Below are 26,254 nucleotides of genomic sequence, written 5' to 3'. Positions count from 1 at the left end.
CCTGAGCAGCACGACCGCGCGGCCGGCGCATCCGCAGCCCGCCGCGCCACCGCCGAACCGGGAGACACCCAGCCGCTCCCCCGGTTCGGCGAACCGGCGCCGGATGCTCGGGCTCAGCTTCGCGGTCGTCGCGCTGATCGCCGCGGTGCTCCTCAGCATCCTGGTCGGCTCGAACCACCTCTCGCCGGAGGAGCTCTGGCACGCGCTCACCGCCTACAGCAACACGACCGCCGACCAGGTCGTGGTCGACCTGCGCGTGCCGCGCACCGTCGCGGGACTCGTGGTGGGGGTGGGGCTCGGCGTGGCGGGTGCGGTCATCCAGGCACTCACCCGCAATCCGCTCGGCGACCCGGGCATCCTCGGCGTCGACGCCGGCGCCGGCCTGTTCGTGGCGATCGGCGTCGTGCTCGGGGCGGGCAGCCCCGTGCAGTACCTGCCGTTCGCGTTCGCCGGCGCGTTCGTCGTGACCGTGCTGGTCTACCTGGTGGGCTCGGCCGGCCGCGGCGGGCCTGATCCGGTGCGGCTGACCCTCGCCGGCGTCGCGCTGGCGGCGGTGTTCACGGGCATCACCACGGCGCTGACCCTGCTCGACCCCGTGACCTTCGCCAAACTCCGCAGCTGGAACGCCGGCTCGTTCGTCGAGCGCGGGTTCGACGTCATCCTGCCCGCCCTGCCGTTCGTGGTGGTGGGCGTGGCGATCGCGCTGTTGTGCGCCCGCTCGCTCAACGCAATGGGGCTCGGCGACGACCTCGCCTCCTCCCTCGGCACGCACCTCCTGCGTACCCGGGTGCTGTCGGTGCTGGCGATCACCCTGCTCGCCGGAGCAGCGACGGCGATCGCCGGCCCGATCGCGTTCGTGGGTCTCATGGTCCCGCACCTCGCGCGCTGGATCGTCGGCCCCGACCAACGCTGGATCCTCCCCTACTCCGTCGTGATCGCTCCGACCATCCTGCTGGTGTCGGATGTGATCGGCCGCGTCATCCTGTGGCCGAGCGAGGTACCGGTGGGGGTCGTGACAGCATTCGTGGGCGCGCCCATGCTGATCGTGCTCGTGCGCCGCGCGAAGGCGAGGACCCTGTGAGCGTCGACTTCGGGATGCGCACCGTCGTCTGGCGCGGCGGCCCGTTCTCGCTCCGGTTCCGGATGCGCACCGTGCTCAGCTGCGTCGCGCTCGCCGTACTGACGCTGGGCGTCGCCGTGCTCGCCCTCTGCCTCGGCGACCTGCCGCTGTCGGTGCCGGAGGTGGTGTCGGCGTTCCTCGGGCAGCAGAGCGGCATCACCGAGACCGTCGTGCTGCAGTGGCGGCTGCCGCGCGTGCTCGGCGCCGTGGTGTTCGGGGCCGCGCTCGGCGTCTCGGGCGCGATCTTCCAGTCGCTGACCCGCAACCCACTGGCGAGCCCCGACATCATCGGCCTCTCGGCGGGGTCGTACGCGGGCGGGCTGGTGGTGATCATCCTGTTCGGAGCGGGCGGCGGAACCCTGCCGGTCGCGGGCGGGGCGATCCTCGGCGGTCTCGCGGCGGCCGCGCTGGTGTATCTGCTGGCCTACCGGCGCGGAGTGCAGGGGTTCCGGCTGATCGTGGTGGGCATCGGGGTCTCGGCGATGCTCGAAGCACTCGCCGTCTACCTCGTGCTGCGCGCGAAGCTCGAGGTGGCGATGACCGCGGCGATCTGGGGTGCCGGGTCGCTGAACCTCGTGGGCTGGGCGCAGTTCCTGCCGGCCGCGGCGCTCATCCTGATCGCCTTCCTGGCACTCTGCGCGCTCTCGGGCTCGATGCGGCAGCTCGAACTCGGCGACGACGCGGCGCGGTCGCTCGGTTCCCGGGTGGAGCCCGCACGACTCGGGCTCGTGATCTGCGCCGTCGTGCTGACGGCGGTCGTCACCGCGGCGGCCGGGCCGATCGCGTTCGTGGCGCTGGCGGCGCCGCAGATCGCCCGGCGCATCACGCGCACGGCCGGGATCGCGCTCGTGCCGGCGGCCTTCCTCGGCGCGTTCGTGCTCGCGGCATCCGACATCCTGGCCCAGCACGCGCTGCCCGGGTCGCTGCCGGTGGGGGTGGTGACCGTCGTCGTGGGCGGGGTCTACCTCGTCTGGCTCCTCATCCACGAAGCCCGGAGGCGCTCATGACCGCACTCTCCCCCGCGCTGCGAACCGCTGCCGGTGCTCGGCTGCGGGCGGACGGCATCCGCATCGGCTACGACAAGCGGGTCATCTCGAACGACCTGTCGGTCGCCGTTCCGGATGGCTCGTTCACCGTGATCGTCGGACCGAACGCCTGCGGCAAGTCCACGCTGCTCCGTGCCCTGTCGCGGCTGATCGCGCCCGCGGCCGGGCAGGTGGTGCTCGACGGCAAGTCGATCGCGGAGTACAAGGCGAAGGAGGTGGCGCGGGTGCTCGGGCTGTTGCCGCAGACCTCGCTGGCGCCGGACGGGATCACGGTGGCCGACCTGGTGGCGCGGGGACGGCATCCGCACCAGGGATTCCTGCGGCAGTGGTCGCCGGCCGACGAGGATGCCGTGACGGCGGCGATGGCGGCGACCGGCGTGACCGCGCTGTCGGGCCGGTTGGTCGACGAGCTGTCGGGCGGGCAGCGGCAACGGGTGTGGGTGGCGATGGTGCTCGCGCAGCAGACGCCGCTGATGCTGCTGGACGAGCCCACGACCTTCCTCGACATCGCGCACCAGATCGAGCTGATGGAGCTGTTCACCGATCTGCACGAGCAGGGCACCACCGTGGTGGCGGTGCTGCACGACCTCAACCAGGCGGCGCGCTATGGCACGCACCTGATCGCGATGAAGGATGGCGCGGTGGTGGCCGAGGGCGCGCCCGCCTCGATCGTGACGGCGGAGCTGGTGGAGGAGGTGTTCGGGCTGCGCTGCGTCGTGATGCCCGACCCGGTGACGGGCACGCCGTCGGTGACCCCGATCGGCCGCGAGCGCCCCGGGCGTGCGGGCCGCCCGGGCGGCTCCCGTCCCGCATCCCTCCGGCGGGTGGGCGCACTGAGCGGTGACGCGTGACAGGGCGCCCCGGCCGTGCCCGTCGTGAGCCGCGGATGCTGCTGCAGGCACCACCCGAACCGATCCGCACGCGCATCCTGCGCCTGGACGACGACCCGTCGCCCGCCCGCTTCACGCTGCGTGTGCTCGCGGGCGCGCCACGATTCACCGTGCCGGCCGCCGCTCTGGTCGTCGTTCACCAGATCGGCGAGGCCCTCGTTCCGGTGCTGATGGGCATCGCGATCGAGCGGGCGGTCGCCACCGGCGACCTCGGTCAGCTGGTGTTCTGGCTCGTCGTGCTCGCCGCCGACTTCGCCGTCCTGTCGTTCTCCTGGCGCTTCGGCGCCCGCATCGCCGAACTCGGGATGCTCGCCGTGCAGCACCGGCTGCGCACACTCGTGGCCGAGCACCTGCTGCTGCGCCCGGGCAGCGCGCGACGCCGCGCGGCCGACCAGCCCGGCACGGCCCTCTCCCTCGCGACCTCCGACGTCAACCGGTTGTCTGCGGCCGTCGAGATCGGCGTGTATCCGGTGGGACAGCTCGCGGCGGTGGTCTTCGGTGGCGCGGTGCTGCTGTCGATCTCGTGGCCGCTGGGGTTGGCGGTGCTGCTCGGAGCGCCCCTGCTGCTCGGGCTCACCGACCTGGCCGGGCGGGGGCTGCGCCGGCGCAGCGGCGACGAGCAGGAGGCTGCGGCGGCCGCGGCGGGTCAGGCGGCCGACCTGATGGCCGGGTACCGCGTGATCCGCGGAATCGGCGCAGAAGCAGAGGCGGAGGCGGCTCGCCGGTACCGCATGGCCAGCCGGACGGCGCTCTCCCGAACCGTCCACGCCCGGCGCGCGGAGGGAACCTTCGGTGGCGCCATGGATCTCGTGACCGGTCTCTTCCTCACCGCCATCGCGGTGGCGGCCGGGCTCATGGCGCTCGCGGGAGCGTTCGGCCTCGGCGAACTCATCACGGTGATCGGCCTCACGCAGTTCCTGATCGACCCCCTGCAGAACGCGGCGCGCGAGGCGGGCAGCTGGTGGGCGTCCGCGACGGCCTCCTCGGCGCGCCTGCTCGAGCTGCTGCGCGACGAAGCGCGCCCCTCCGCCGCTCCGACGCAGGCCGGGCTGCCCGAGCGCCCCGGCGACGCGGGGGATCCTCGCGAAACGTCCCGGGTGCGCGAAACGTCACCGGTGACGACCGTCGGCGCGCTCGCTCCCGGCGAGATCGTCGCGATCGCGGCCGATGACGCCTCGGCCGGGGTCGTGATCGCAGAACTCCGCCACGCGCATCCGACGGCCCTCGTCGCTCCGCACGCCGCGCACCTGTTCGCCGGATCGGTGCTGCAGAACGTCGCACTGCCCGGGGTCGCGCCGGCGCGCGTCACGGTGGCCTTGCGGGCGGCCGGATGCGAGGAGCTGGCCGAGTCGCTTCCGCACGGCTACGACAGCGCGGTCGGCGAGAGCGGCTCCGCACTCTCGGGCGGTCAGCGCCAGCGCGTGGCGCTCGCCCGGGCGCTGGCGCAGGACATACCTCTGCTCGTGCTGCACGACCCGACGACGGCGGTGGACGCGGTGACGGAGGCGGCCATCGCCGACCGCCTGCGCGCGGCGCGCGGCGCGGGAGCCACCGTCATCGTCACCCATTCCCCGGCCCTCCTGTCGATCGCCGACCGCATCGTGCGACCCGGCCCCGACGGTTCGACGACGGAGCTCTCCGCATGACGACGACCGCATCCTCGCCCACTCCGCCCTCGCCCGCAGCATCCGCGGACCGTCTGCCGGTGGCGGGCGGTCGGGCGGTGCTGCGGGAGAGCGCGCGTGCGCTCGGCCGACGGTGGTGGCAGCTCGTGCCGCTCGTGCTGGTGCTGATCGCTGCGGCGACCGCCGGCATCGTGTCGCCCCTGGCGCTCGGGGAGATCGTGGATGCGGTCACGGCCGGGCTCGGCACGGGCGACGTCACGCTCGTGTGGCGACTCGGTGCCGTGATGGCGGCCGCAATCGCGGTGGGCACGGTACTGACCACGATCGGGGTGGTGGCGGCGGCAGGCCTCATCGAGCGGATGCTCGCCGACCTCCGCGAACGCATGGTCGAATCCACGTTCCGCCTGCCGCAGTCGCGCATCGAGCGCGCCGGCACCGGCGACCTCGTGTCGCGGGCGGGTGACGACGTGGCCGTGGTGTCCGACGCCATCCCGAATGTGGTGCCGGCGATCGCGGGGTCGCTCTTCACGATCGCGGTGACCGTCGTGGGCATGGCGGTGATCGACCCCTGGTACGCGCTGGCTCTCGTCGCCGTGGTGCCGGTGCACGTGCTCGCGGTGCGGTGGTACCTCCGCCACGCCCCTGCGACCTACGCGGCCGAGCGGGCCGCGGCCGCCGAGCGCGCACAGCACCTGCTCGACTCACTGCGTGGCATCGAGACGGTGCGTGCCTACGGCCTGGCTCCGCAGCACCTCGGGCGGATCGCGGCGGCCTCGTGGTCGGTCGTGCGGTGGACGATGCGGGCCCGCGGCATCCAGAACACCTTCTTCGCGCGGCTGAACGTGGCGGAGTTCCTCGGCATGGGCGGGTTGCTCGTGGTGGGCTTCCTCCTGCTGGCCGGCGGCTCCGGCACCATCGGCGGCACCACCGCGGCGATGCTGCTCTTCCTGCGCCTGTTCGCACCGATCAACCAGCTCCTGTTCGTGGTCGACGAGCTGCAATCGGCGCTGGCCTCGCTCGGCCGCGTCGTCGGTGTGATCACAGCGGCGGCGCCCGTGCCGTCGGGTGGGCGTCCCGCATCCGTTGCCGCCCCTGCTTCGGCGGCACTCCGTCTCTCGCGGGTGTCGCATTCGTACACGGCCGGCCATGAGGTGCTCACGGACATCGACCTCGCCGTGGCGCCCGGGGAGACGGTCGCCGTCGTCGGCGCGTCCGGTGCCGGAAAGAGCACCCTCGCAGCCCTCGCCGCCGGGGTGCACGAGCCGGTCGACGGCCGGGTGCAGCGCACCTCGCGGGCCGTGCTGGTGACCCAGGAGGTGCACGTCTTCGCTGTCGCCCTGCGCGAGAACCTGACGCTCGCGGCCCCGGGCGCCACCGACGAGGAACTGGCGGCCGCCCTCGGCCAGGTGGGCGCCCGCCGCCTGCTCGAACGCCTCCCCGCCGGACTCGACGAGCCGCTCGGCGCGGCCGGCACCTCACTCACCCCCGCCGAGGCGCAACAGCTCGCGCTGGCACGGGTGCTGCTGGCCCGGCCGGCCCTGGTCATCCTCGACGAGGCCACCGCCGAGTCCGGCTCGCTCGATGCCGACCTACTCGACCGCGCCGCCACGGAGGTCACCCGCGGGCGCACCGCCCTGGTGATCGCCCACCGCCTCAGTCAGGCCGCTGCCGCCGACCGCGTCGTGCTGATGGATCGCGGCCGCATCGAGCAAACCGCCCCGCACGCCGTGCTCGTCGCCACGAATCCGCGCTACGCCGACCTCTGGGCGGCGTGGCGTCGCGAGCGCTGAGGGGGCGTCAGCGCGCGCGACGTCCCGCGAACAGGGCATGCAGGAGGGGCAGCACCGACACCACGATGAGCACCGTGCCGAACACCGTGTCGTCGGCCCGCACCACCGCGCCCGCCACGAGAAGCGCCGCGAACAGCACCGCCGACACCACGCGCCGGCCCACTCGCTCGAGCGAGACGATCCGGCGCTCGAGTTCGGGGTTGCGGGTCGCCACGGTGCCGTCGTCGATGCGGGACATCAGCGCGTCCACCCGCTTCGGCAGCGACCAGACCAGCGCGAGGTTCTCGAGGGCCTGCTTGCCGAGGTCCTGCACCAGGTTGCCGCGCTCCTCGCGGATGAGCTGCTGGGCGTACGGCTCGACGGAGTTCCACAGGTTGAAGGTGGGATCGAGCGCGCTGCAGACCCCCGAGGTGAGCGACATCGCCCGGATGATCAGCAGGAAGTTCTCGGGCAGCTGGAACGGCAGCGAGCGCACCACGTGCCCGAACTGTTCCCCGAAGTCCCGGAACTCGCGCGGGTCGACCTCGCGCAGCTCGGCGAAGCCCATGCCGCCGAAGCGGGCGAACAACTGGGTCAGGGCGCGCTCCAGCTCGCTCGTCTCGGCGCTCGGCAGCAGCACACCGATCTCCTGGGCCGCGGCCACGAGTCCCTTCCCGTCGCGCGACGCGGCGGCGATGAGCATCTTGCGCAGCCCGCTCCGAGTGGTGGGCGGAACGGTGCCCATCATGCCGAAGTCGATGAAGGTGAGGCGCCAGGCGGGGCCACCCGCCGCATCCGCGGCCCCGTCGCCGCCCTGCGGCACGGGCGTGACGAAGATGTTGCCCGGGTGCGGGTCGGCGTGGAAGAAGCCGTTCGTGAACAGCTGGTCGAACATCACGGCGGCGAACACCGGCGCAACCTCGGCCGGGTCGATGCCGGCGGCGCGGAGGGCCACAGCGTCGGTGATCTTGATGGCCGTGACGTCCTGCAGGGTGAGCACGCGCCGGGTCGTGCGCTCCCACACGACCTCGGGCACGGCGACGCGGTCGTCGCCCGCGAATTCCTCGGCGAAGCGCACCGAGCTGGCGGCCTCGTGCAGGTAGTCGATCTCCTCGAGGCTGGTCAGCGCGAACTCCTCGACGAGCGCCGGGGCATCCACCCGCGACGACACGATCCGCACATGGCTGAGCCAGCGGCCCACCCGGCGCAGCGCGGCCAGATCGACGTCGACGATCGCGTCGATGCCCGGTCGTTGCACCTTGATGACGACGCCGCTGAGACCCGTGTCGAGCGCGTCGAGCGGTGCCAGCCGGGCCCGGTGCGCCTGGCCGAGCGAGGCTGCGGCGAGCGCGTTCTCGTCGATCCAACTGAACGCTCGGGCGAGCGGCATGCCGAGCTCGGCTTCGGCGAGCGCCCGGATCTCGGCGAACGGCACCGGCGGGACCTCGTCCTGCAGGCCCTCGAGCTCCTTGGTGATCTCCGGCGGCAGCACGTCCAGGCGCGAGGACATGAACTGCCCGACCTTGATCATGAGGCCGCCCAGCTCGACGGCGAGCACGTGGAACCGGCGCGCGAAGCGCTGCATCCGTCTGGCCCGGGTGCGCTCGGCGATGCGGGTCAGGCCGATGCGCGGCAGCACCAGTTCGTACCACCAGGTCACCGCGAGGTTCCAGCCGGCGAAGCGCAGGATGCGCCGGTACCGCGCACGGGTGGCGGCGGTCGTGCCCACGGCCGGGCGGGCGCGGGCGTCCGGTTGCGCGGGGAGCGCCGAGGTCACCCGCGTCAGTCCTGCGCGAGGATCGAGTAGAGGCGCCGCCGCGCATCCTCGAGCTCGGCCACGGCCTGCTTGACCTGCTCGGGCGTGCCGGTGCGGCCCACCTGCGCCGCTGCCTGGGCGAGTTCGAAGCCGGCCTTGGGCAGCGCGCCGAAGTCGCGGTCACCGCGCCCACCGCCCGCACCGTCGGAGCCGGACGCCGACGCCCACGGGGCCGACGTGCTGGCACTCGCCGCCTCGGCGCGGCCCGCGTCGGTGAGCGCGTAGGTCTTGCGCCCGTTCGACTCCTCGGCCGAGATGAGACCCTCGTCGGCGAGCAGCTGAAGGGTCGGGTAGACCGAGCCGGGGCTCGGCTTCCAGCTGCCGCCCGAGCGCTCCTCGATCTCGTGGATGATCTGGTAGCCGTGCATCGGCTTCTCGGCCAGCAGCGCGAGCACCGCTGCGCGCACGTCGCCGCGGCCCATGCGGGTACCGACCTTCTTCTCGAACCGGGCCCGGAACTCCTCCATCGCCTGCCAGATGCCCTCGCCGCGACCCGCGCCGCCGGAACCGAAGCCGCCGCCGTTGCCGAAGCTGTTGCCGAAGCCGCCGAAGCCGCCGGCCGTGTTCGAACCACCCATGATGTCCTCCTCTGTGCACCGCGAACGATACTCAACGATATGCCTCCGTGACCCGCTGCGGCGGACGTTCGCCGAGGTTGCAGCGAATGCGCAGGAAGGGCGCCCCACGTAAGATCGGGACGGTGACGGGGGACGGCATCGATGAGACGCGCATCCCCGACCCGCGGCCGCAACCCACTCCCCTCTGGGCGCTCCTGTCCCGGTGGCTCCTCGCGCTCGAGGCGTGGCTGCGTTCGCACGGCGGGCCACGACTGCGGGCGGCGCTGCTGGCGTTCTGGGGGGTCGTGGCGCTGGCCGGAGGCATCCTGCTGTTCGGCCCGGTGATCAACCCGCCGCTCACCCTCGACGACATCACCGAATCGGCCTCGCACGCGACCGACACCTGGATCGCCCGCGACTTCGACGTCGACTACGCGCTCTCCCGCACCGACGACGGCCACCTCGAGGCCGACGTGGTGGAGACCATCGACGCCTTCTTCCCCGACGACGTCGAGGAGTACGGCATCGTGCGGGTGCTGCCGACCCAGTACGAGGGTCACGCCCTGACGCCCTCCGGCATCGAGGCGACGATGGACGGCGAGCCCGTCGTGGTGAGCTCGTCGGAGAGCTCCGACCAGCTCACCCTCACGCTGCAGTCACGCGACCCGGATGACCACGGCGGCGACGTCACCCGGGCAGCGCCGGTCACGGGCGACCACCGGTACGTCATCCGCTACCGACTGCACGATCTGGCCTACGCGACGACCGATGAGCGGGGCGGCGGCGGCGCGGTCGACCTGCTCGCCTGGGACGTCTTCGGCCCGTCGTGGCCGCAGGCGTTCTCGGGGCTCGACGTCACCATCACGATGCCCACCGAACTCGACGACCAGCTCGTCCGCGCGCCCCGCGGCTCGCTGGCCTGGAGCATCGTCGCCGCCGGCGAGTGGCTCGAGCCGGAGGCCGACAGCCCGCCGGGCGAGGTGACGTACTCGTTCACGAACGATCAGAACATTCCGCCCCACGCATCCGCCCGGTTCACCATGGTGTTCGAGCCCGGCACCTTCACGATGCCCGGGCCGACACCGCTGTTCCTGCTGCAGTCGTTCGGGCCGGTGCTGCCACTGGCGTTCCTCGTGCTCACGCTGCTCTTCGCGTTCGCGGCGCGCGCGGTGGCCTGGAGCGACGAGCGCGGCCGGCCGTGGTTCGTGTCCCAGTCGGAGCCACCGGATGGCGTGACCGCGCGCATGGCCGCGCAGGTGCTGCGCACCCCGCTCGCGCTGGAGCTCGCGACGGCGCTGGCCGCGGTGGGCGGTGGCGGCAGCGGTGGGGATTCACCGGATGCCCGCGGCGGCAAGCCCGGAACGGCTCGTCGTGGCCGGCGCCGCGCCGCCGCCCGAGCCGCCGTGCGGCCCGACTCGTCGCGGGCCGATCGGCTGCGGGCGGTCGCGCGCAGCGCCCGTCGCGCAGGCCGGCTCGGCGACCGCCTGCGCGCACTGCTCGCCTACGGGCAGGCGCCCGAGCGCCATGCCCAGCTGGCCGAGGGGCTCCGCCGCGTGCCCACCGGGTTCGTGCGCGACCTGTTCATCGCCGCCCCCCTCGCTCTCACCCTGCTGCAGTGGGGGCTCGTGCGCCAGCTCTCGCACCAGGCCACTCTCGCGGTGGTGTGGTGGCCGGCCGTGTTCGTGCTGCTCTCGTCGGCCATCTCCCTCGTGGTGCTCGGCATCGCCCTCTCGGCCAGGCCGCTCACCCGGGCCGGTGCGCTGGTCAAGCAGCACCTCCAGGGGGTCGAGGTCTTCGTCGCCCGCACCTCGTTCCTCGATCGCGCGACGATCGGCGACCGGCTGCTGCCCTACGCGGTGCTCACCGTCGACCCGCGCACCGCCGGGCGGCAGGTCGCGGCACTCGTTGAGACGACGCTCGGCGACCCGCAGGCCGCGCGCGGCTGGCGCACGCTCGACTTCCTCAGCGCCCCGCGCATCCTGGTGCGCATCCTCGCCGTCGCCGTGCTCGCGGCGTCGGTGACGGCGGCTGCCGTGCTGCCGAACCCGTACCCACGCTCGCCCGACTACAGCTCGAGCTCGGGCGATCTGCCGGGAACCTACTGGAACAAGGTCACAGCGTTCGACTCGGCCGCGACCCTCGACGTCGACTCCGCCGAAGGGGCCCGGCGGGCGACCCTCACCGCGACCGAGCAGATCACGGTCGATTTCGGCACCGAGTCGAGCGCCGAGGTGCCGCAGTTCGCGCGGCAATGGCCGACGCGGCTCGACGGCCAGGAGCTCGGTCTGCACGTCGTCTCGGTGCGATTGGACGGGGCGGATGCCCGCTACGGCACCACGCGCGAGGGCGACACCGTGCTGCTCACGACGGCGTTCCGGCAGGTGCTGAGCGGCGAGCACGCCCTCGAGATCACGTACACGGTGGATTCGCCGATCGTGGCGGCGCCGGCCGCAGCGGGCGACGGCGAGTCGGCGGGCGGAACGGTCGACCGGCTGCGCTGGGTGAGCCTCCTCGAGGGGTGGGACGACGCGCCCCCGTTCCGCGACGATCCGGCACCCGACTCGGTGCGCAGCTCGCTCACGGTGCCCGACGAGGTGATGGACGCGTCACGGGCGGCCGGCTGGATCACGCTGGACACCGCGGCGGACTCCGTGCAGCAGTGGACGGATGCGGTCGTGCCGTTCGGCAGCGCACCGCCCGACGACTCCGGCACCACCGAGTCCCAGACCGCGGCTGACGGCGCCACGACCTTCTCGCTCGACCTCCGCGATGCGGAGGACACCGGCTATCCGTTCGAGCTGACCGTCGACGACGTGGGCGCGATGCTCGACTTCCCGGCGGGGACGTTCGTGGGGCCCGATGCCGGGGCACTGACGGTGCAGCGCATCCGCGACGCGTTCCCGCTCGCGCTCGTGGTGGCGCTCGGTGTGCTCGCGCTCGGCATCGGCGTGCTCAGCGCGGTCGCGGCCGGTCGCCGGCGCTCACGCCGCGCGCCGCCCGGGTTGCTGCGCGACGTGGTCTGGTGGCTCGGCACGTCGACAGCAGTCTCGACCGTATGGCTCTTCGTCTGGGCCACCTCCGACATGCCCGACGACTGGCCCGAGTTCCCGCCCCTCGGCCTCTCGGCCCTGGCCGCCCTCGTCGGCGCCGCCCTCTGCTACGTCTTCACCCTCCGCCGTCGCCCCGCCAAGGCCCGCCTCAACACCCGCTGACCGCTGACCGCTGCGCGACGCCCGCGGCAGGCCGCCCATCGGGCCGTGCGCTCGGTGTCACTGCCTGGCGCGTCAGAGCGGCTCGAGGAGCGCCCGGGCGGCCGCGGCACCGTCGAGCAGGCGGTTCGTGCGCGACTCGACACGCCAGCCCGCGGGCGTGCGCACGAGGTGCCAGCGGTTGGCGCTCACGCGCACGGCGAGCCAACCGCCGGGTGCGCCGCTCGGCTCGACGTCCACCGCCGGCGCGCCCGACGCCGAGCGCGGGGCAGCCGGCGGGAACTCGAAGACCACCGAGTGGTTGACCGCCACCGCGCGGTCGCCCGCGAGGTCGATCCGCGGGCTCGTCAGCACGTGGGCGCAGCCGTTGGCCACGAGCTGACGGTGCTGCGGCAGATCGACGAGGGCTCCGACGGCGGCACCCCGCAGCACCGTGTCGTCGAACGCGTACTCCCCGGTCTCCGCCCAGAGCGCTCCCACCTCGGCCGCCTGCAGCGAGTCGACGGCTGGTCCGTAGCGCGCGATCAGGGCGGTGATCTCGGCACGGTCTTCGAGGTCGCGCAGCCGCCGCTCCAGCGCTGGATCCGCGCTGCCGGCGCTCTGACGGCGGCGCAGGGCACGACCGGGTCGGGGTGACATCCGTGGCACGACCCTCACCGTAGCACCGGGCATCCGGCCGCCTGCGGCCAGACCCGCTCAGCGCAGGAAGACGTCGTCGAGCGTGACGGTGCGGAGGCCCCGCTCGGCGATGATGCCCTGGAGCTGCGGGAAGACGTTGGTGACGGGTGCGAAGTTGAGGTGCCCGATCACGATGTGCTGGGGCAGGAACCACTGCGTGGCGAAGTCGACGACTTGTTGCTCGGTGATGAGCCCCGAGTCCGACAGCGAGCCGTACCAGAGCACCGGGCAGGTGTACCCGATGCTCGCGGCGAGCGCGTCGACCCGGGAGTCGTGGAAGCCGTAGGGCGGGCGGAAGTACGGCCGCGCATCCACCCCGTAAGTGGCGAGGATGAAGTCGTGGTTGCGCTGCAACTGGTCGAGCACGTCGGCGTCGCTCAGTTTGGTGAGGTCGGCGTGGTCGAAGGTGTGGTTGCCGAGCTGGATCTGCCCCGACTGCACGAGCGGGCGGAGGAGATCGGCGTGCTGCGTCCAGCCCGGGTACGTGCCGTTGAGGAAGAAGGTGAGCCGCGTGCCCGACGCCGCCGCGAACTCGGTGTAGAGGCGGATGACGTCGGCGTTCGATCCGTCGTCGACCGTCCAGGCGAGCAGATTGCCGTCACCGGGCAGGCCCGTGATGGCGCCGCCGGGTAGGGCGACCTTTTCGATCGGCGGGAGGGCCGGTGGTGTCGGTGTGGGAGTCGGGGTCGGCGTCGGGGTGGGAGTCGGGGTGGCCGTGGGTGTCGGAGTCGCCGTGGGCGTCAGCGACGGGGTCGCGGATGCGCTCACCGCGCCGGTGCTCGTCGTCGGCGACGCCGCGCTCGAGACCGCGACGGCGGTCGCTCCCCCGGCGACGACGCCCACGCCCAGCAGACCGAGGAACATCCGGCGGTCGACGAGCACCGGCGCTGGGCGCGCTCGCGCATGTCTCGGACTCACCGTGCTCCCCTGCCGGCGGCGCCGGACGGCGGCCACCACCCCCAGACGCTAGGGCAGCGGCTCGGGCGGTCGCTACCACTCGTTCGGGGGAACCTGGAGCCGCGGCCGCGGGTCAGAGCCGGTCGGGCAGCCGCATGACCGACGGCCACCTCCGCGTCGAAGCCGGTCACGCAGACCCGCCCACCGACGCGCGGCCGCGGGTCAGAGCTGGTCGGGCAGCCCCGCCTGGCGGAGGAAGGCGGCGCGGTCGGAGTTGCGCGGCACGGGGCGCGTCGGCACCCGCCGCGGCTCCGCGACGTCCGACGCACGATCGGCACCGGCGGCCGGGCCAGGTGAGTCGGCACCGGCGGCCGGGCCGCCCAGGTCGGCGCGGTCGATGACCGCCGTCTCCGCCGTGTCGGCGTCGAAGAGGGCGCTCAGTTCGTCGGTCGCGTCCATCGGCGCGGCCCCGGCGCGCTGCAGGTCGAGCGGCCGCGTCGGCGCGATGTCACGCGGGTCGGCGAGGCCGCCACCTGTACGGGCGGTGATACCCGTCGCCGCCGCGGCCCGGCCCCGCGCATCCGCACCCCGGCCGTCCACCGCCCGTAGCGTGGAGTCCGGCGCCTCGCCCGCCTCGAGCGACGCCTCCCACTCCGCCATCCGCGCGGCAGCCCGCTCGCCGGCGTACCCGCCCCACACCTCGAGCGCCCGCGAGATCACGGCCTCCTGCTGCTCCAGTACGGCGGCGTTGATGCGCTTGCCGAACTCCACCTGGTGCGCCGCCCGGTCTTCGGCCACCGCCACCTGCACCGACGCCTCCGCCTCGATGGCGCGCGCTCGCTCCGCAGCCCACACCGCACCCCCGGCGACCTCGCCGTCTTCGCGCACGTCGAGCATCCGGTCGTAGGCGGTCGGTGTGCCGAGGTTCGAGAGCACCTTCACGATCACCGGCAGCAACTCGACGCACACGAACAGCGCCGCGATCATGATGTGCGCCACATTGAGCAGCGCGTTCGCCTCGCCCAGCCGGAACAGTGCCGACAACCGCGAGAGCAACCCGGCACTGTTGTCGACCGCGCTGTCGTAGGCGGCCTGCTCGGCGGCGCGCTCCTGCTGCGCCGACGCGAGGGTCGCCTGGTCGTCGGCCAGTTGCGCCTTGGCGGCGTCGAGCCGGCTCTGTGCGGATGCCTGCAGGTTCGTCTGCGCGGCGGCCTGCGCCGTCTGCTCGGCGGCTTTCGCGGCATCGAGCCGATCTTGCGCGGCCTGCATCGCCACGAGCTTCGACTGCGTCACCGCGCCGTCGCCCCGGATGCCGGTGCCCCCGGTGCCGTCGATCTCGGCCAGGTAGGCAGCCTGCGCCGCATCGAACGCCGCCTGCGCGGCAGCGGTCGCGGCCACCGCGGCGGCGTAGTTCGGGTCGGCCGACAGGTCGGTCTGCAGCCCCTTGTCGACGATGGCCTGATTCGCGGCGATGGACGCCTGCAGGTCGGGGATGGCGGCGAACCGCGGATCGTCGGCCATCCGCTGCTCGAACGCCGCCTTGTCCTCGGCCTGCATCACCTGGATCTCGGAGGTGATCTCGGCGTTGAAGATCTGCAACGTCAACGGCGTCGAAATGACCGTGCCGATGATGAGGGCGAGCGCGATGCGCGGGATCGCGAGCCCGATGTTGCGCGCCACCCCCTTCTGCTTCGCCATGCCGATGATGAGCAGCCGGTCGAGGTTCAGGATGATGACCCCCCAGAACACCCCCACGATCACCGCGACCGCGATCGGCGCCCCGACGGCCATCTTCAGCGCGAACGCCGCCGAGACCGCGCTGAGGAACGCAGTGCTCAGGATGACCCCGCCCATCGCGACGAACCGTGCGCGGTCGCCGGGCGCATCCTGCAACACGTCCAGGCGCGCGCCACCGAGCCAGGCGAAGAAGTTCGAGACGGGGTTGGAGTTGTAGCGACGAGCCATCGTGACCTTTCGGGAGGTGACATCGGCCGGAACGACGGATGCGCGCCGAGGGCGCGCCCGCACCTCCCGGCACGAGGAGCGAAGCTACCTCACGAGCATCCGTGTTCCCTGGCACCCCTCTGAGTGCCGGCTATGCCGCCCGGCGCAGGCGCTCCCGCGGTGTGGCGAGCAGGTAGGCGGGCACGGCGACCCCGAGCACCACGAGGTGCATCGCCATCAGGGCGAGGACCGCGGCGGTCGTCGTGCCGGGGATGAACGCGAACACGAGCAGCAGCACATCGGGCACGAAGGTCAGCGCGGCCACGACCGGCACGAGCACGGTGAGCACGCGACGCGGATCGCGGGCGCGCCGCACCACGATCGACCAGCCCGCCCAGCCGGCGAGCACGCCGACGAGCGTCATGGACGCGAAGGCGGGTGCGGTCAGCGGACCGTAGTCGGTGGGCGCGCCGGCGGCGACCGCCACGGCGGCGACCGCGGCGTTGAGTGCGATCGCGACCACGACGGCGGCGGCGAGGACGAGCGTCGTGCGCACCCAGGATCGCGCGGGCGCGGGGTGGGAGACGGCGGATGTGGTCATGATGGCTCCTTCGGTGGGGACTCACCTCGATTACGGTTCCGATCAGAACCGTTATTGAATAACGGTACTCGCTGGACCCGAAAGGTACAATGACGTCTTGTGGAATCCGATGACGCCCCTCGAACCGCCGGCCGGCCGCGCGACCCCGATGTCGAGCGGAGCATCCTGACCGCCACGCAAGACCTGCTCATCGAGAGCGGTTACCCCGGCACGACCATCGCGGGCGTGGCCGCGCGGGCGCACTGCGGCAAGTCGGCCATCTACCGGCGGTGGAGCACGAAGGTCGAGCTCGTGGTGGCCGCGGTTCGGGCGACGCAGGTGCCGATGCCGCTCCCCGACACCGGCTCGCTCCGCGGCGACCTCCTCGAGGCGGCACTGCACTTCGCCGGTGCGGATGCACGCGCGGGCTCTGTGCTGGCGAGCGTACTGGGCGAACTCGGCCGCGACGAAGAGCTGCGCGAAGCGGCCTACCGCACGATCGGCGGCCCGCCCGTGGCGACGCTCGTCGCGGTGATCGAGCGCTGGATCGGGCGCGGAGTGGTACCGGCGGATGCCCGGGTCGACCTCATTGCGAACATCGTGCCGACGGCGGCCTTCGGCAGCGTCTCCCTGCGCAAGCGCTCGCTCGAGCCCGAGACCGTGGCCGACCTCGTCGACGTCGTGCTGCTGCCGGCGCTGCTCGCGGCGGCCCCGCGAAACGGGGACTCAGGTCTATCGACCCGACGCCGCTCGCGCACCACCCTGGAGGGGTGAGCTCAGCGACCTCGACAGTGCGGCACCCGCCCGTCTATGCTCGCGCTGACATGGGTTCCCGCACGAGCACCGCCGCGCCCCGCCTGAGGTCGGCCGCCTCCCGCACCGGCTCGCTGCGGCTCGCCCTCGTCGCCGTCGCCGCCTTCGCTCTCCTGCTCGGTGTCACCCAGCTCGTGGTCGGGGCGGTCGCGCCGGCCGAGTTCTGGATTCCCGTCGCGTTCACCGTCGTGTTCCTCATCTGGACGGCGGCCGGTGTCGCCGCGTGGTGGCGCCGGCCGGCCAACCTCACCGGAGCCCTGCTGCTCGTTGGAGCGCTCGCCGTCTTCGTCACCGGCGTCGGTAACCTCGGCCAGCCGGTGTTCCAGGCGCTCAGCGTGGTCTTCGCCACCAGCAGCATCGCGGTCACCGTCCATCTGCTGCACGCCTTCCCGTCGGGCCGGCTGCGCGGCCGGCTCTCCGTGGTCACCGTTCTGGCGGGCTACCTGGTGTGCCTGGTGCTCCAGATCCCGCTGTATCTCCTGCCTCCCGATCAGCCCGCGTTGCTGACCGCCGCGACGTGGCTGCAACGGATCGCCGGGCTCGCGGTCGTGGTGGTCACGGCCGCCCTTCTGGTGACACGACTGCGCGCAGCCGAGCCGCGAACCCGCAGAACGCTCGTGCCCCTCTACCTCTACGGCATCCTCGCCATCCTCGCGGTTCCGGCGTCGGCCAATGTGCTGCCCTTGTTCGGCGCCGACTTCGTGGTGGTGGGCACCACCCAGCTGGTGCTCATCGGAGGCATCCCACTGGCCTTCCTGGCCGGTCTCCTCTCCGGTCACTTCGGCAGCACGGCGGAGACGGATGCGCTGAGCGCCTGGCTGAGTCTCTCGGGGTCGTCGAGGTCGGCGGTGCAGCGGGCGCTCGCCGCGTCGCTCGGTGACGAGTCGCTCGAGGTGGCCTATCCCGGCGACGACGACCGCGCATCCGTCGACCTTCCCGCCGACTCCGTCACGGTGGCCGCCGAAGGGTCCCGCCGCCGGCACGACGTGCGGGTGGACGGACTGCTCGTGGCCACCATCAGCTACGACAGTCTGATGATCGCCGACCCGGAGGAGGTGCAGCGGGCGGGCCGGGTGCTCGCCATCGCCCTCGACCGGGAGCGTCTGCTGGCGGCGCTGCTGCGCAGCAACGAGGCGCTCAGTCTCTCCCGGCTCCGCCTGGTGGAGACCGCCGACCGCGAGCGCGGCCGCATCGCCCGCGACCTGCACGACGGCCTGCAGGTGCAGCTCGTGCTGCTGGCGCTCGAAGCGCAGCAGATCGCCAACGCGCCCGGCACCCCGGCCGCGACCGCGGCGTCGGCCACCGAGTTGCGGGAGCGCATCGACCAGGCGGCAGCCGACCTGCGCCGCCTCGTGCACGACGTGCTGCCCTCGGCGCTGGTGGAGCGGGGCCTGACCGCAGCCGCCGAAGACCTCGTCGACCGGCTGGCCATACCGGCCACCCTCGACAGCGACGTCGACGACGACGAGCTGAGCCCGGCCACCGCGCAGACCGCCTACCTGATCGTGGCGGAGGCGCTCACCAACGCGGTCAAGCACTCCGGAGCGAGCACCGTCGCTGTGCAGCTCCGCCGGGCCGGCGACCGGCTCCGGGTGAGCGTGGCCGACGACGGGCGCGGTGGTGCGGCGATCGAGCGCGGAACCGGGCTCAAGGGTCTGGCCGATCGCATCGATGCCGTCGGCGGCACCTTCGAGCTCGAGTCCGCCGAGGGCGCGGGCACTCGATTGCGGGTGGAGTTGCCGTGCGGGTCGTGATCGGCGAAGACGAGGTGCTGCTGCGTGAGGGCATCGGGCACGTGCTCGAGAACGACGGCATCGAGGTGGTGGCAGCGGTCGGCACGGCAGTCGAGCTCGAGCACGAGGTGGCGCGACTCCGGCCGCAGCTCGTGATCACCGACATCCGGATGCCGCCGACCCACACCGACGAGGGCCTTCGCGCGGCCGTGCGCATCCGGCAGAACCATCCGGAGATCGCCGTCGTGGTGCTGTCGCAGCACGTGCAACGCCGGTACGCGAGTGAGTTGCTGGCCGACCGCGAGGGCGGCGTGGGCTACCTGCTCAAGCAGCGCATCGCGGATGTGCGCACCTTCACCGCCGACCTCCGGCGGGTCGAAGCGGGCGGCACCGCGCTCGATCCTGAGGTGGTCGCCGTGCTCGTCTCGCGCGCGAGCAAGGTCAGTGGCGCGGTGGGTGCGTTGACCGCACGCCAGCTCGAGGTGCTGGGGCTGATGGCGGAGGGGCGCAGCAACGCGCACATCGCGGCGCGTCTCGGCACCTCGGAGAAGGCGGTGGTGCAGCACACCTCGAAGATCTACGACGCGTTCGGCCTGCCGGTCGACGCCGACGACCACCGTCGCGTGCTGGCGGTCATCCGCTACCTCTCGGAGGCGGGCACTGCCGAGCGCTGAGCGCTGAGCGCTGAGCCAGCATCGTGCCGGCTCGGCCCGCGCTCGAGGTCACTCGTAGAGGGCCTTGACGAGCGCCTGGGCGATGACGTCTGCCGGGCCCTTCCCGTTCGCCGCGGGCGCGAGGTTCGCCCACACCACGAGGGTCACGTCGGTGGCCGGGTCGTAGCCCATGAAGGAGTTGTAGCCGGGCAGTTCTCCGGTGTGGCCGTAGAAGCTGCCCATCTTCGCGATGCCCCACCCGTAGGCGCCCGGGGCGTCGGCGGCGACGGGCTGGGCGCTGTTCAGGCGCGACCGCTGCAGCTCGGGGTTCAGGAGCGGCGTCCCTTTGCCGCCGAGCGCCTCGACCCAGGTGGCGAGGTCGTCGAGGGTCGAGATGCCGGCGCCGGCCGACCAGGCCCACGACGGGTTGTCGAGGGTGCTGTCGGTGGGCTGGAAGGTGCCGGCCTGGGCCTGGGCGAGCAGATCCGGTGGCAGCTTCGTGGAGGAGATGGTGCCGACGTTGGTCCACCAGTGGTAGCCGTCCGCGCGCGGAAGGGGCAGGTCGGTGTCGTCGATGGCCGGGAAGGAGGTCTCGGTCAGGCCGAGCGGAGCGAACAGCCGGTCGTGGAAGATCAGTGCAAGTGGCTTGCCCTCGACCTGCTCGGCGATCAGGCCGAGCAGCACGGTGTTGGTATTCGAGTACTGATAGGCCGCGCCGGGAGCGAAGGTCGGCGGGAGGGCGAAGGCCATCGCCAGGAGTTCTTCGGGCTTCCACGCCCGCTGCGGGTCGGCGTCGAGACCGGCGTTGAGTTCGTACGTGTCGGTGTAGTTGGCGAGCCCGCTGCGCATCTCGAGCAGCTGCTCGATCGTGATGTTCTGGCCGTTCGGAACATCCGGACGGAAGGTCGAGACGGCGTCGTCGAGGGCGATCCTGCCCTCCTGCACGAGCTGCAGGATGACGGTGCCCGTCCAGGTCTTCGTGTTGGACCCGATGCGGATGTGATCCTCTGCCGACACGCGCGTGCTCCCGCCCCGTGTCCTAGTGCCGTAGGTGGCGGTGAACCCACCTTCGGGTGTGCGCAGCAGCATCGCGGCGCCCGGCTGACCGAGCTCCTCCGCGGTGCTCTCGAAGATCGCCGTCAGCGCGTCCTGATCCAGCGGGGTCACGAGCCGGGATGGCGTCGCAGCCGCGCCCGCGTCGCTGTCGCCGGCAGGTGCGGTGGCCGACGACGGCGACGAGGATGCGGATGCGGGGGCCGAGCCCGGCGAGCCCGTGCACGCCGAGAGCGCGACAGCGCCCAGCAGGAGGACCGCGATCGTGGTGCTCCGGGTCGCGCGCATCCGCTGGGGGCTCCGCGGTCGAGTGCGCACTAGTACGCCTGCTGAATGGCCGCGGCCACCGCTCCGACGTCGTTGTTCGCTTCGAACACGCCGTCGAGGTCGTCGTAGAAGCCGGTGTTCACCATCACCGTGAAGGCGAGGTGCCGGCCGCTCTCGGTGTCCATCACGCCACCCAGGGTCTTGGTGACCAGCCGGTACCGCCCGTTGAACGAGTCGCCCCCGAGCAGCGTGCCGGTCTTCGCGAACACCTTGCCCGCCGACTCGCTGTCGGCCTGTACGTCGGCGAGTGAGCCGTCGACGCCGAGGATCGGCAGCGTCTCCTTCCACCGCTCGGCGTCGGGTCGCTTGGCGAAGATGGTCTGGATGTCGACCGCGTTCTGCGGGGTGATGAAGTTGCCCGACAGACCCGAGCCGTCGACGAGGGAGGCGCCGAGGGTGTCGAGGCCCGCATCCGCCCAGATCTGCTGCGCGATGCCCATACCGCTCTCGCAGGTGGGGTCGCCCGCCTCGGCGGCGAGGCGGCAGATGAAGGTCTGCGCGCCCCGGTTGTAGCTGATCTTCATGGTGTACTTCACCTCTTCGGCGAGCGGGAGGGATTCGAGCGCGGCGACGGTCGGCAGTGCGGTGACGGCGGCCTGATCGGGCAGCGTTGCGGCTGAATTCGGGGCGGTCGGGTTCGCCGAGACCGTGACGCCGGCGCGCTGCAACGCCTCGATGAATGCGGTGCGCGCGAACGACTCGGTGTCGTCGAGCACATACACCTTCAGCACCGGGTCGCTGTCGGCGGCGATGGTGCCCGTCACGACGAGTTCGTTCGGGTTGTCGGGCGACGGCGTCGGCGGTGTGACCTTCGTCGGTCCGCCGGCGGCCACCGTCTGCACCTGGTTGACGAGCGTCCAGGGCGCGACGGCGGGTGTGAGGGCCGCGGTGGCCGGCTGCCCCTCGGCTCCCGGCGTCACCAGCACGTCGAGCAGATTCTGGTTGATGATGGTCGGCGTGATCGGTTCGCCGGCGAGCTCGCCGCTGAACAACCGGTCGTCGATCACCACGTCGCCGTTCACCGCCGAGATGCCGGAGGCCTTGACCTGAGCCGCCAGCTCGTCGAGCCCCGCGAGCGGATTCTCGGGCGTGAGCGTGGCGCCGGGCAGCGGGTTGGCGTCGTTGTGGTCGAGGTTCGCGAAGTCGACCGTGCCGTCGGCCTTGGTGCGCCCGCCCATGGTGAGGTCGCCCTGGCCCACCAGCACGAGGTCGCCGGTGAGGGTGCCGCCGTTCACGGTGCCGTTCTGCTTCACCGGGGTGCTGACGGTGTGGTCGGGCCCCCACTTCACCCACGCGGCGCCCGCGCTGTAGGTCTTCACGAACGAGCCGGGTTCGGCCATCTTGTCGCCGTCGAGATCGATCAGCGTCTCACCGCTGTCGATGTCCTCCACCGAGATGAGCCAGCGGCCCTGCGCGTACTGCGGCTGGTTCATGACGTCGAGTGCCGCATCCGGAAGCCCAGGGACCTGACCGGGGCGGTAGGCCCCGCTCGCGTTGCTCGGGGTGGGGCTGCTGCTCGGCGTGCCGGTGCAGCCGGCCGTGACCGCAGCGGCGGCGATGACGGCGACGACCACGGCGGTGCGCCCGGCACCGGCGCGGGTGAGGCCGCGCCGGGTCACTTGCTCGCTCCGTTCGCGAGGACCTCGGCGAGCGCTCGGAAGGCCTGGTCGGCCGGATGCGCGCGCCCGGCCACGTTCGACTCGTTCATGTACACGACGATGCTGGCTCCCGTGGCGTTGTCATGGAAGGTGGCGGCGGTGAAGCCGACGCCCTCGCCGTTGTGCCCCCACCAGCCGTTCGTCTCGCCGATGCCGAGGGCGTACTGGTCGTAGGGCGGCGAGGCGATCTGGTGGCCCTGCTCTCGCTCATCCTGGGTCGCGGGCTTCAGGAGAGCGCCCGAGCCGAGTGTCTCGGCCCAGACCCGCCCGTCGTCGAGGGTGGAGAAGAGCGAACCGGCGGCGCCGAGGATGGAGGAGTTCTCGGTCTGGGGCTCCTGCGTTCCGTCGTCGGCCGGCTGGTAACCCGTGGGGTGCGGCTCGGCCCAGGTCGAGGCGTCGAGGATGTACTCGGTTCCGGTCTGGCCGAGCGGGTCGAGGATGCGCTCCTGCAGCACGTCGGCGTAGTCCTGGCCGGTGACCTTCTCGATCACGGCGCCGAGCAGGTTCGTGTTGGCGTTCGTGTAGACGTACTCGGTGCCCGGCTCGAACTGGGCGGGCTGGCCCAGCACGAAGCTGTTCAGCTCATCGAGGGTGTAGATCTTCGACGGGTCTTTGGAGAAGTCGGCGATGAACGCCTCGCCCACGTAGTCGGCGTTGCCGCTGGACATGTTGGCGAGCTCGCGGAGGGTGATGGTGTCGCCGTTCGTGACACCGTCGACGTACTGGTCGAGGGTGTCGTCGAGGCTCAGCTTGCCTTCATCGGCGAGCTGGAGCAGCAGGGTGACGGTGTACGACTTGGTGACGCTGCGGATGGGCCACTGCATGTCGGTGGTCACGGGCACGTTGCCGGCGATGTCGGCCAGGCCCACCGCCGTCGTCCACGACCCCTCACCCGGAACCCAGACACCGGCGGCGGCGCCGGGCACGTCGTAGTCGGCCATGACCTTCTCGACGGCGGCTTGCAGCTTCGACTGCAGCTCGGTGGGCAGTTCGCCCTCGGGGGCGGCGGAGCGGGTGGCGACGGGGGCCGGGGCGTCAGTGCTCGCGCCGGCTTCGGTGCTGCCGCTGCTCCCGCTTCCGGCCGTGCAGGCGCTCAGCAGGATCGCCGTCGCGACGGCCGCGATCCCCGCTGCTGCCCGCCTGTTCCGTCGCACGCCGATGCTGTGTGCCATGGGTCCCGCCTCCCGCTGCCGGCCGCCTTGCTGGATGACGGCCGCGCTGTGGTCACCATGCTGTCATGCACGGATGCGGCGGTGGAATAGACCTGGGTCCCCTGCGGGTCAGTCGTCCTCGGCGAGCTCGGCGGCCGCATCGATGCCGGTGCCGCGGCCACGGCCACGGCCACGGCTCCGCAGGGCGCGCACCTCGGCCAGCACCTCGCTGAACGACGGGAGCAGCTGCTCCCGCGAAGCGCGCTCGGCCTCCACACCCAGGCGCAGGATGTCGTTCAGCGGCACCGCATCGGCCTCGATGCGCTCGCGCAGCGCGGCGACGGCGTCATAGGGCGAGGTCACGGGCACGGGCGGCTGCTGCGCCGGCGCGGAGCGCCTCGGCGAGCGGCTTCGCGAGGCACGGTCGGCACGCGCATCCGCTTCTTCGGCCGGCGTGGGCGACGCCACCGCTGGGGCCGGCGGGGCGGCCAGCCGATCAGCGGTCGCGATCGCCAGCCCCGTCTGCAGTGCCGCGAAGTCGGGGATCACGCCGAGCAACCCGGGAATCTCCGGCGCCGCGACCACGACCTGCGCCGGTGTCGGCACCGGCAGCACCCGCACCGTGTTCGAGAGCGCGACCGTGTCGCCGTGCGGGTTCGCCGCCCGCACTCGGATGCGCCCGCTCTGCCGCGCGGTGAACCGCTCCGACACCGTGCGGCCGCGGACCTCGCGTGTGATGTCGGCGCGCCCCGGCAACTCGATGGTGAGCTGCTGCGCGCCCGCCAGCTCGACGTCGAGCCACACCTCGTCGCCCTCGGCCACGAGCGCGGGGCTCACGACCACGCTCCGGATCACCGGCGCCTCGAGGTTCTGCACGATCACTCCGCGCAGGTACGTGTACCAGTCCGCCGCGCTCGGCCGCTCACCTGGAGCCTCGCCGAGCGCGCGCTGCAGCATCCGTTCGCCCGTGTCGTCGAGCACGCTGCGAAGGCGGGCGGCGTCGCGGCTGCGCTCGAGTCCGTCGCCCGCGGGTGCGAGCACGCGCAGGATGAGAAGTCCGAGCTTGTACCGGTCCGTCGCCACGCTCTGCACCGACGGTGCCGCCTTGAGCACGGCGTCCGGATGCCCGTTCTCCCCCTCCCCCGACTCCACGGTCTCGGGCGCCACCCAGCCCACGCTGTTGCGCTGGGCGGCCGTCCCGCGACCGGCGGCGTCGGCGAACGCGGCCCCCTCGCAGCCGACCACGAAGGCGGTCGGCACCTCGCCCGCCCCGAACAGCACGGCCCGGTCGGAGAGGTCGCCGTAGACGATCCCGTGCCGGTGCAGCAGGTCGAGCAGCAGACACATCCGCGCGAGCACGGTGCAGCGGGCGACGAGGTCGCGCTCGGCGACGGCCTCCGCTCCCGCCCGTCGCGCGCGCTTGGGCGCGACCACGAGCCACTTGGCGCTCTGCGGTGCCTTGCTCGTCTCGCGCTCCCCCGCGGGAACGTAATAGAACGGATGCGCGGCCAGCGGCACCAGGCACCCCAGCGTCGCCCCGTCATCGTCGGTCACCGCGGCGAGCGGCCACGCGGCGACCCCGTCGAGCGTCGCGCGCTCACGCGGGTCGAGCCCGTCACGCCACGCGGCGAGCCGCCCGAGCCGCAGCGCGTCGTCGGCGCCGGCTGCATCCCGCATCCGCACGAACGCCACTCCGCCGTCGTATCCCGGCACGGTGAAGGTGTCGAGCCGCTCGACGTCGCTCGTCGCACCGCCGCCGATCCGCGTGCGCGCGCCGAGATCGGCCTCCCGCACGAGGAGTCCGCCGCGCGGGCTCAGCTCTGGGAGATCACGACCGTCCGACACGAGGAGCGAAGCTACCCCATCGTCATCGGTGTTGCCTGGCACCGCTCTGAGAGCGAGCCACGATCACCGCGCCAGCGCACACCCGCCACGCCCGCGGCGTCAGCACCGCTTCGCCTCGCAGCCCCGCCGAGCCCGCGCCCGCCTCACGCACCCTTCAGCGCGCTGATGCCCCGTGTCTCACCGCGTGAACACGTAGTGCACAACCCCCGTCGGCGACGCCACCGCCTCCACCGCGAATCGCTCCTCCACACCCTCGAGCCCCTCCCAGAGACTCACCCCGCGCCCGAGCACGATCGGTGACACGACGATGTGCATGTGGTCGACGAGATCCGCCTCGAGGAACTCACGCACGATCGTCGGCCCTCCGCCGAGCCGCACGTCGAGGCCGCCGGCGAGCTCGGTCGCTTCGGCGAGTGCCTCCTGCGGCGACACATTCCGGAACAGGAATGTGGTCTCGCCGAGAACGATGTCAGGCCGCGGGTAATGGGTCAGCACGATCACGGGCGAGTGGAACGGCGGTTCGTCGCCCCACCAGCCCTGCCAGGTCTCGTCCTCCCACGGCCCCGTCTGCGGCCCGAACTTGCCGCGGCCCATGATCTCGGCGCCGATCCCCGCCTTGGTCGCCGCGGCGAAGGCGTCGTCGACGCCCGTCGTGCCCGGCCCGTACGCTTCGTCACCGTGCCCGCTCATGCTGCCGAACGAGCGGGTCGGAAAGAACCACCCCATCAGCCGGTGCCCCGCGTGCCCGAACGGCGCCTCGAAGGTGCGCCCCTCCCCGGTCGCGAACCCGTCGATCGAGACGGCAAGATTGTGAACACGCAGCTTCGTCATGCTCCGAGCCTACCCGCATGTGTACGCCGTCCACATCCTCCCGGCGCGAGCGGCCGGCG

20 protein-coding genes are annotated in these 26,254 nt (G+C 72.5%); 9 read left to right on the top strand and 11 right to left on the bottom strand.

All coding sequences use genetic code 11. The features are described from left to right. Positions 1 to 103: 103 nt before the first annotated feature. Genes AC3WLB_RS13805 through AC3WLB_RS13785 form a run of 5 tightly spaced genes read left to right on the top strand, consistent with a single transcriptional unit; the run spans position 104 to position 6,471 of the window. Positions 104 to 1,081 (top strand): FecCD family ABC transporter permease, encoded by a 978-nt coding sequence (locus tag AC3WLB_RS13805; protein WP_492506882.1) that lies wholly within the window; start codon positions 104 to 106, stop codon positions 1,079 to 1,081. After that, on the top strand, positions 1,078 to 2,127 hold the full coding sequence (locus AC3WLB_RS13800) for a FecCD family ABC transporter permease (RefSeq protein ID WP_492506880.1): 1,050 nt from the start codon (positions 1,078 to 1,080) through the stop codon (positions 2,125 to 2,127). The genes AC3WLB_RS13805 and AC3WLB_RS13800 overlap by 4 nt, the downstream gene beginning before the upstream one ends. Then, a complete protein-coding gene (locus AC3WLB_RS13795; RefSeq protein WP_492506878.1) occupies positions 2,124 to 3,017 on the top strand; it encodes an ABC transporter ATP-binding protein in 894 nt (297 codons plus the stop codon). Before AC3WLB_RS13800 ends, AC3WLB_RS13795 begins: the two co-directional genes overlap by 4 nt. Next, the gene (locus AC3WLB_RS13790) at positions 3,014 to 4,702 is read left to right on the top strand and encodes an ABC transporter transmembrane domain-containing protein (protein ID WP_492506876.1); all 1,689 of its coding nucleotides are present in this window, start codon (positions 3,014 to 3,016) and stop codon (positions 4,700 to 4,702) included. The genes AC3WLB_RS13795 and AC3WLB_RS13790 overlap by 4 nt, the downstream gene beginning before the upstream one ends. Next, entirely contained in the window at positions 4,699 to 6,471 is a 1,773-nt protein-coding gene (locus AC3WLB_RS13785; RefSeq protein WP_492506874.1) for an ABC transporter ATP-binding protein, read from the top strand. Before AC3WLB_RS13790 ends, AC3WLB_RS13785 begins: the two co-directional genes overlap by 4 nt. Positions 6,472 to 6,478: 7 nt before the next feature. Here the strand turns inward: AC3WLB_RS13785 and AC3WLB_RS13780 are convergent, their stop codons facing one another. Together AC3WLB_RS13780 and AC3WLB_RS13775 are read right to left on the bottom strand one after the other, a co-directional pair. Further along, positions 6,479 to 8,179 carry an ABC1 kinase family protein gene (locus AC3WLB_RS13780; protein WP_492507287.1) on the bottom strand — a complete coding sequence of 567 codons (1,701 nt, stop codon included), beginning with the start codon at positions 8,177 to 8,179 and terminating at the stop codon, positions 6,479 to 6,481. 53 nt (positions 8,180 to 8,232) lie between these two features. Next, positions 8,233 to 8,844 (bottom strand): PadR family transcriptional regulator, encoded by a 612-nt coding sequence (locus AC3WLB_RS13775; protein ID WP_492506872.1) that lies wholly within the window; start codon positions 8,842 to 8,844, stop codon positions 8,233 to 8,235. A 122-nt stretch (positions 8,845 to 8,966) separates the two neighbouring features. Here AC3WLB_RS13775 and AC3WLB_RS13770 point away from each other — a divergent pair, with 122 nt between their 5' ends. Continuing rightward, positions 8,967 to 12,035, top strand: coding sequence for a DUF2207 domain-containing protein (locus AC3WLB_RS13770; RefSeq protein ID WP_492506870.1), 3,069 nt, complete (start codon positions 8,967 to 8,969; stop codon positions 12,033 to 12,035). A gap of 72 nt (positions 12,036 to 12,107) precedes the next feature. On the opposite strand, the gene AC3WLB_RS13765 is transcribed toward AC3WLB_RS13770, so the two are convergent. The 4 genes from AC3WLB_RS13765 to AC3WLB_RS13750 all read right to left on the bottom strand — a co-directional run bounded on the left by AC3WLB_RS13765 (position 12,108) and on the right by AC3WLB_RS13750 (position 16,152). After that, complete coding sequence (locus AC3WLB_RS13765) at positions 12,108 to 12,671, bottom strand: nuclear transport factor 2 family protein (protein WP_492506868.1); 564 nt, start codon at positions 12,669 to 12,671, stop codon at positions 12,108 to 12,110. 57 nt (positions 12,672 to 12,728) lie between these two features. Further along, positions 12,729 to 13,628, bottom strand: a complete 900-nt coding sequence (locus AC3WLB_RS13760; RefSeq protein ID WP_492506866.1) for a polysaccharide deacetylase family protein — start codon at positions 13,626 to 13,628, stop codon at positions 12,729 to 12,731. Positions 13,629 to 13,829: 201 nt separating this feature from the next. Then, complete coding sequence (locus AC3WLB_RS13755; RefSeq protein WP_492506864.1) at positions 13,830 to 15,572, bottom strand: DUF4407 domain-containing protein; 1,743 nt, start codon at positions 15,570 to 15,572, stop codon at positions 13,830 to 13,832. Between the two features lie 130 nt (positions 15,573 to 15,702). Next, complete coding sequence (locus tag AC3WLB_RS13750; RefSeq protein WP_492506862.1) at positions 15,703 to 16,152, bottom strand: DUF6069 family protein; 450 nt, start codon at positions 16,150 to 16,152, stop codon at positions 15,703 to 15,705. 99 nt (positions 16,153 to 16,251) lie between these two features. On the opposite strand from AC3WLB_RS13750, the gene AC3WLB_RS13745 reads away from it, so the two are divergent. The 3 genes from AC3WLB_RS13745 to AC3WLB_RS13735 are packed head-to-tail and all read left to right on the top strand — an operon-like array spanning position 16,252 to position 19,351. Beyond that, positions 16,252 to 16,905, top strand: coding sequence for a TetR-like C-terminal domain-containing protein (locus tag AC3WLB_RS13745; RefSeq protein ID WP_492506860.1), 654 nt, complete (start codon positions 16,252 to 16,254; stop codon positions 16,903 to 16,905). Between the two features lie 50 nt (positions 16,906 to 16,955). After that, positions 16,956 to 18,698, top strand: coding sequence for a sensor histidine kinase (locus AC3WLB_RS13740; protein ID WP_492506858.1), 1,743 nt, complete (start codon positions 16,956 to 16,958; stop codon positions 18,696 to 18,698). After that, positions 18,686 to 19,351 carry a response regulator transcription factor gene (locus tag AC3WLB_RS13735; RefSeq protein ID WP_022897368.1) on the top strand — a complete coding sequence of 222 codons (666 nt, stop codon included), beginning with the start codon at positions 18,686 to 18,688 and terminating at the stop codon, positions 19,349 to 19,351. Before AC3WLB_RS13740 ends, AC3WLB_RS13735 begins: the two co-directional genes overlap by 13 nt. A 48-nt stretch (positions 19,352 to 19,399) precedes the next feature. On the opposite strand, the gene AC3WLB_RS13730 is transcribed toward AC3WLB_RS13735, so the two are convergent. The 5 genes from AC3WLB_RS13730 to AC3WLB_RS13710 all read right to left on the bottom strand — a co-directional run bounded on the left by AC3WLB_RS13730 (position 19,400) and on the right by AC3WLB_RS13710 (position 26,195). Continuing rightward, positions 19,400 to 20,671: a serine hydrolase domain-containing protein gene (locus AC3WLB_RS13730; protein ID WP_492506856.1), complete on the bottom strand. Its 1,272-nt coding sequence runs from the start codon at positions 20,669 to 20,671 to the stop codon at positions 19,400 to 19,402. A 29-nt stretch (positions 20,672 to 20,700) separates the two neighbouring features. Further along, the gene (gene dacB, locus AC3WLB_RS13725; protein ID WP_492506854.1) at positions 20,701 to 22,329 is read right to left on the bottom strand and encodes a D-alanyl-D-alanine carboxypeptidase/D-alanyl-D-alanine endopeptidase; all 1,629 of its coding nucleotides are present in this window, start codon (positions 22,327 to 22,329) and stop codon (positions 20,701 to 20,703) included. Then, entirely contained in the window at positions 22,326 to 23,540 is a 1,215-nt protein-coding gene (locus tag AC3WLB_RS13720) for a serine hydrolase domain-containing protein (protein ID WP_492506852.1), read from the bottom strand. Before AC3WLB_RS13720 ends, dacB begins: the two co-directional genes overlap by 4 nt. Positions 23,541 to 23,648: 108 nt before the next feature. Then, positions 23,649 to 25,364: a hypothetical protein gene (locus AC3WLB_RS13715; RefSeq protein ID WP_492506850.1), complete on the bottom strand. Its 1,716-nt coding sequence runs from the start codon at positions 25,362 to 25,364 to the stop codon at positions 23,649 to 23,651. A gap of 177 nt (positions 25,365 to 25,541) precedes the next feature. Further along, positions 25,542 to 26,195, bottom strand: coding sequence for a dihydrofolate reductase family protein (locus AC3WLB_RS13710; RefSeq protein ID WP_492506848.1), 654 nt, complete (start codon positions 26,193 to 26,195; stop codon positions 25,542 to 25,544). Between the last annotated feature and the right edge of the window lie 59 nt (positions 26,196 to 26,254).

Source organism: Herbiconiux sp. FW305-C-125, assembly GCF_058783455.1.
The sequence above is the reverse complement of the archived record's forward strand: the minus strand, read 5'-3'. Positions and strand labels throughout refer to the sequence as shown.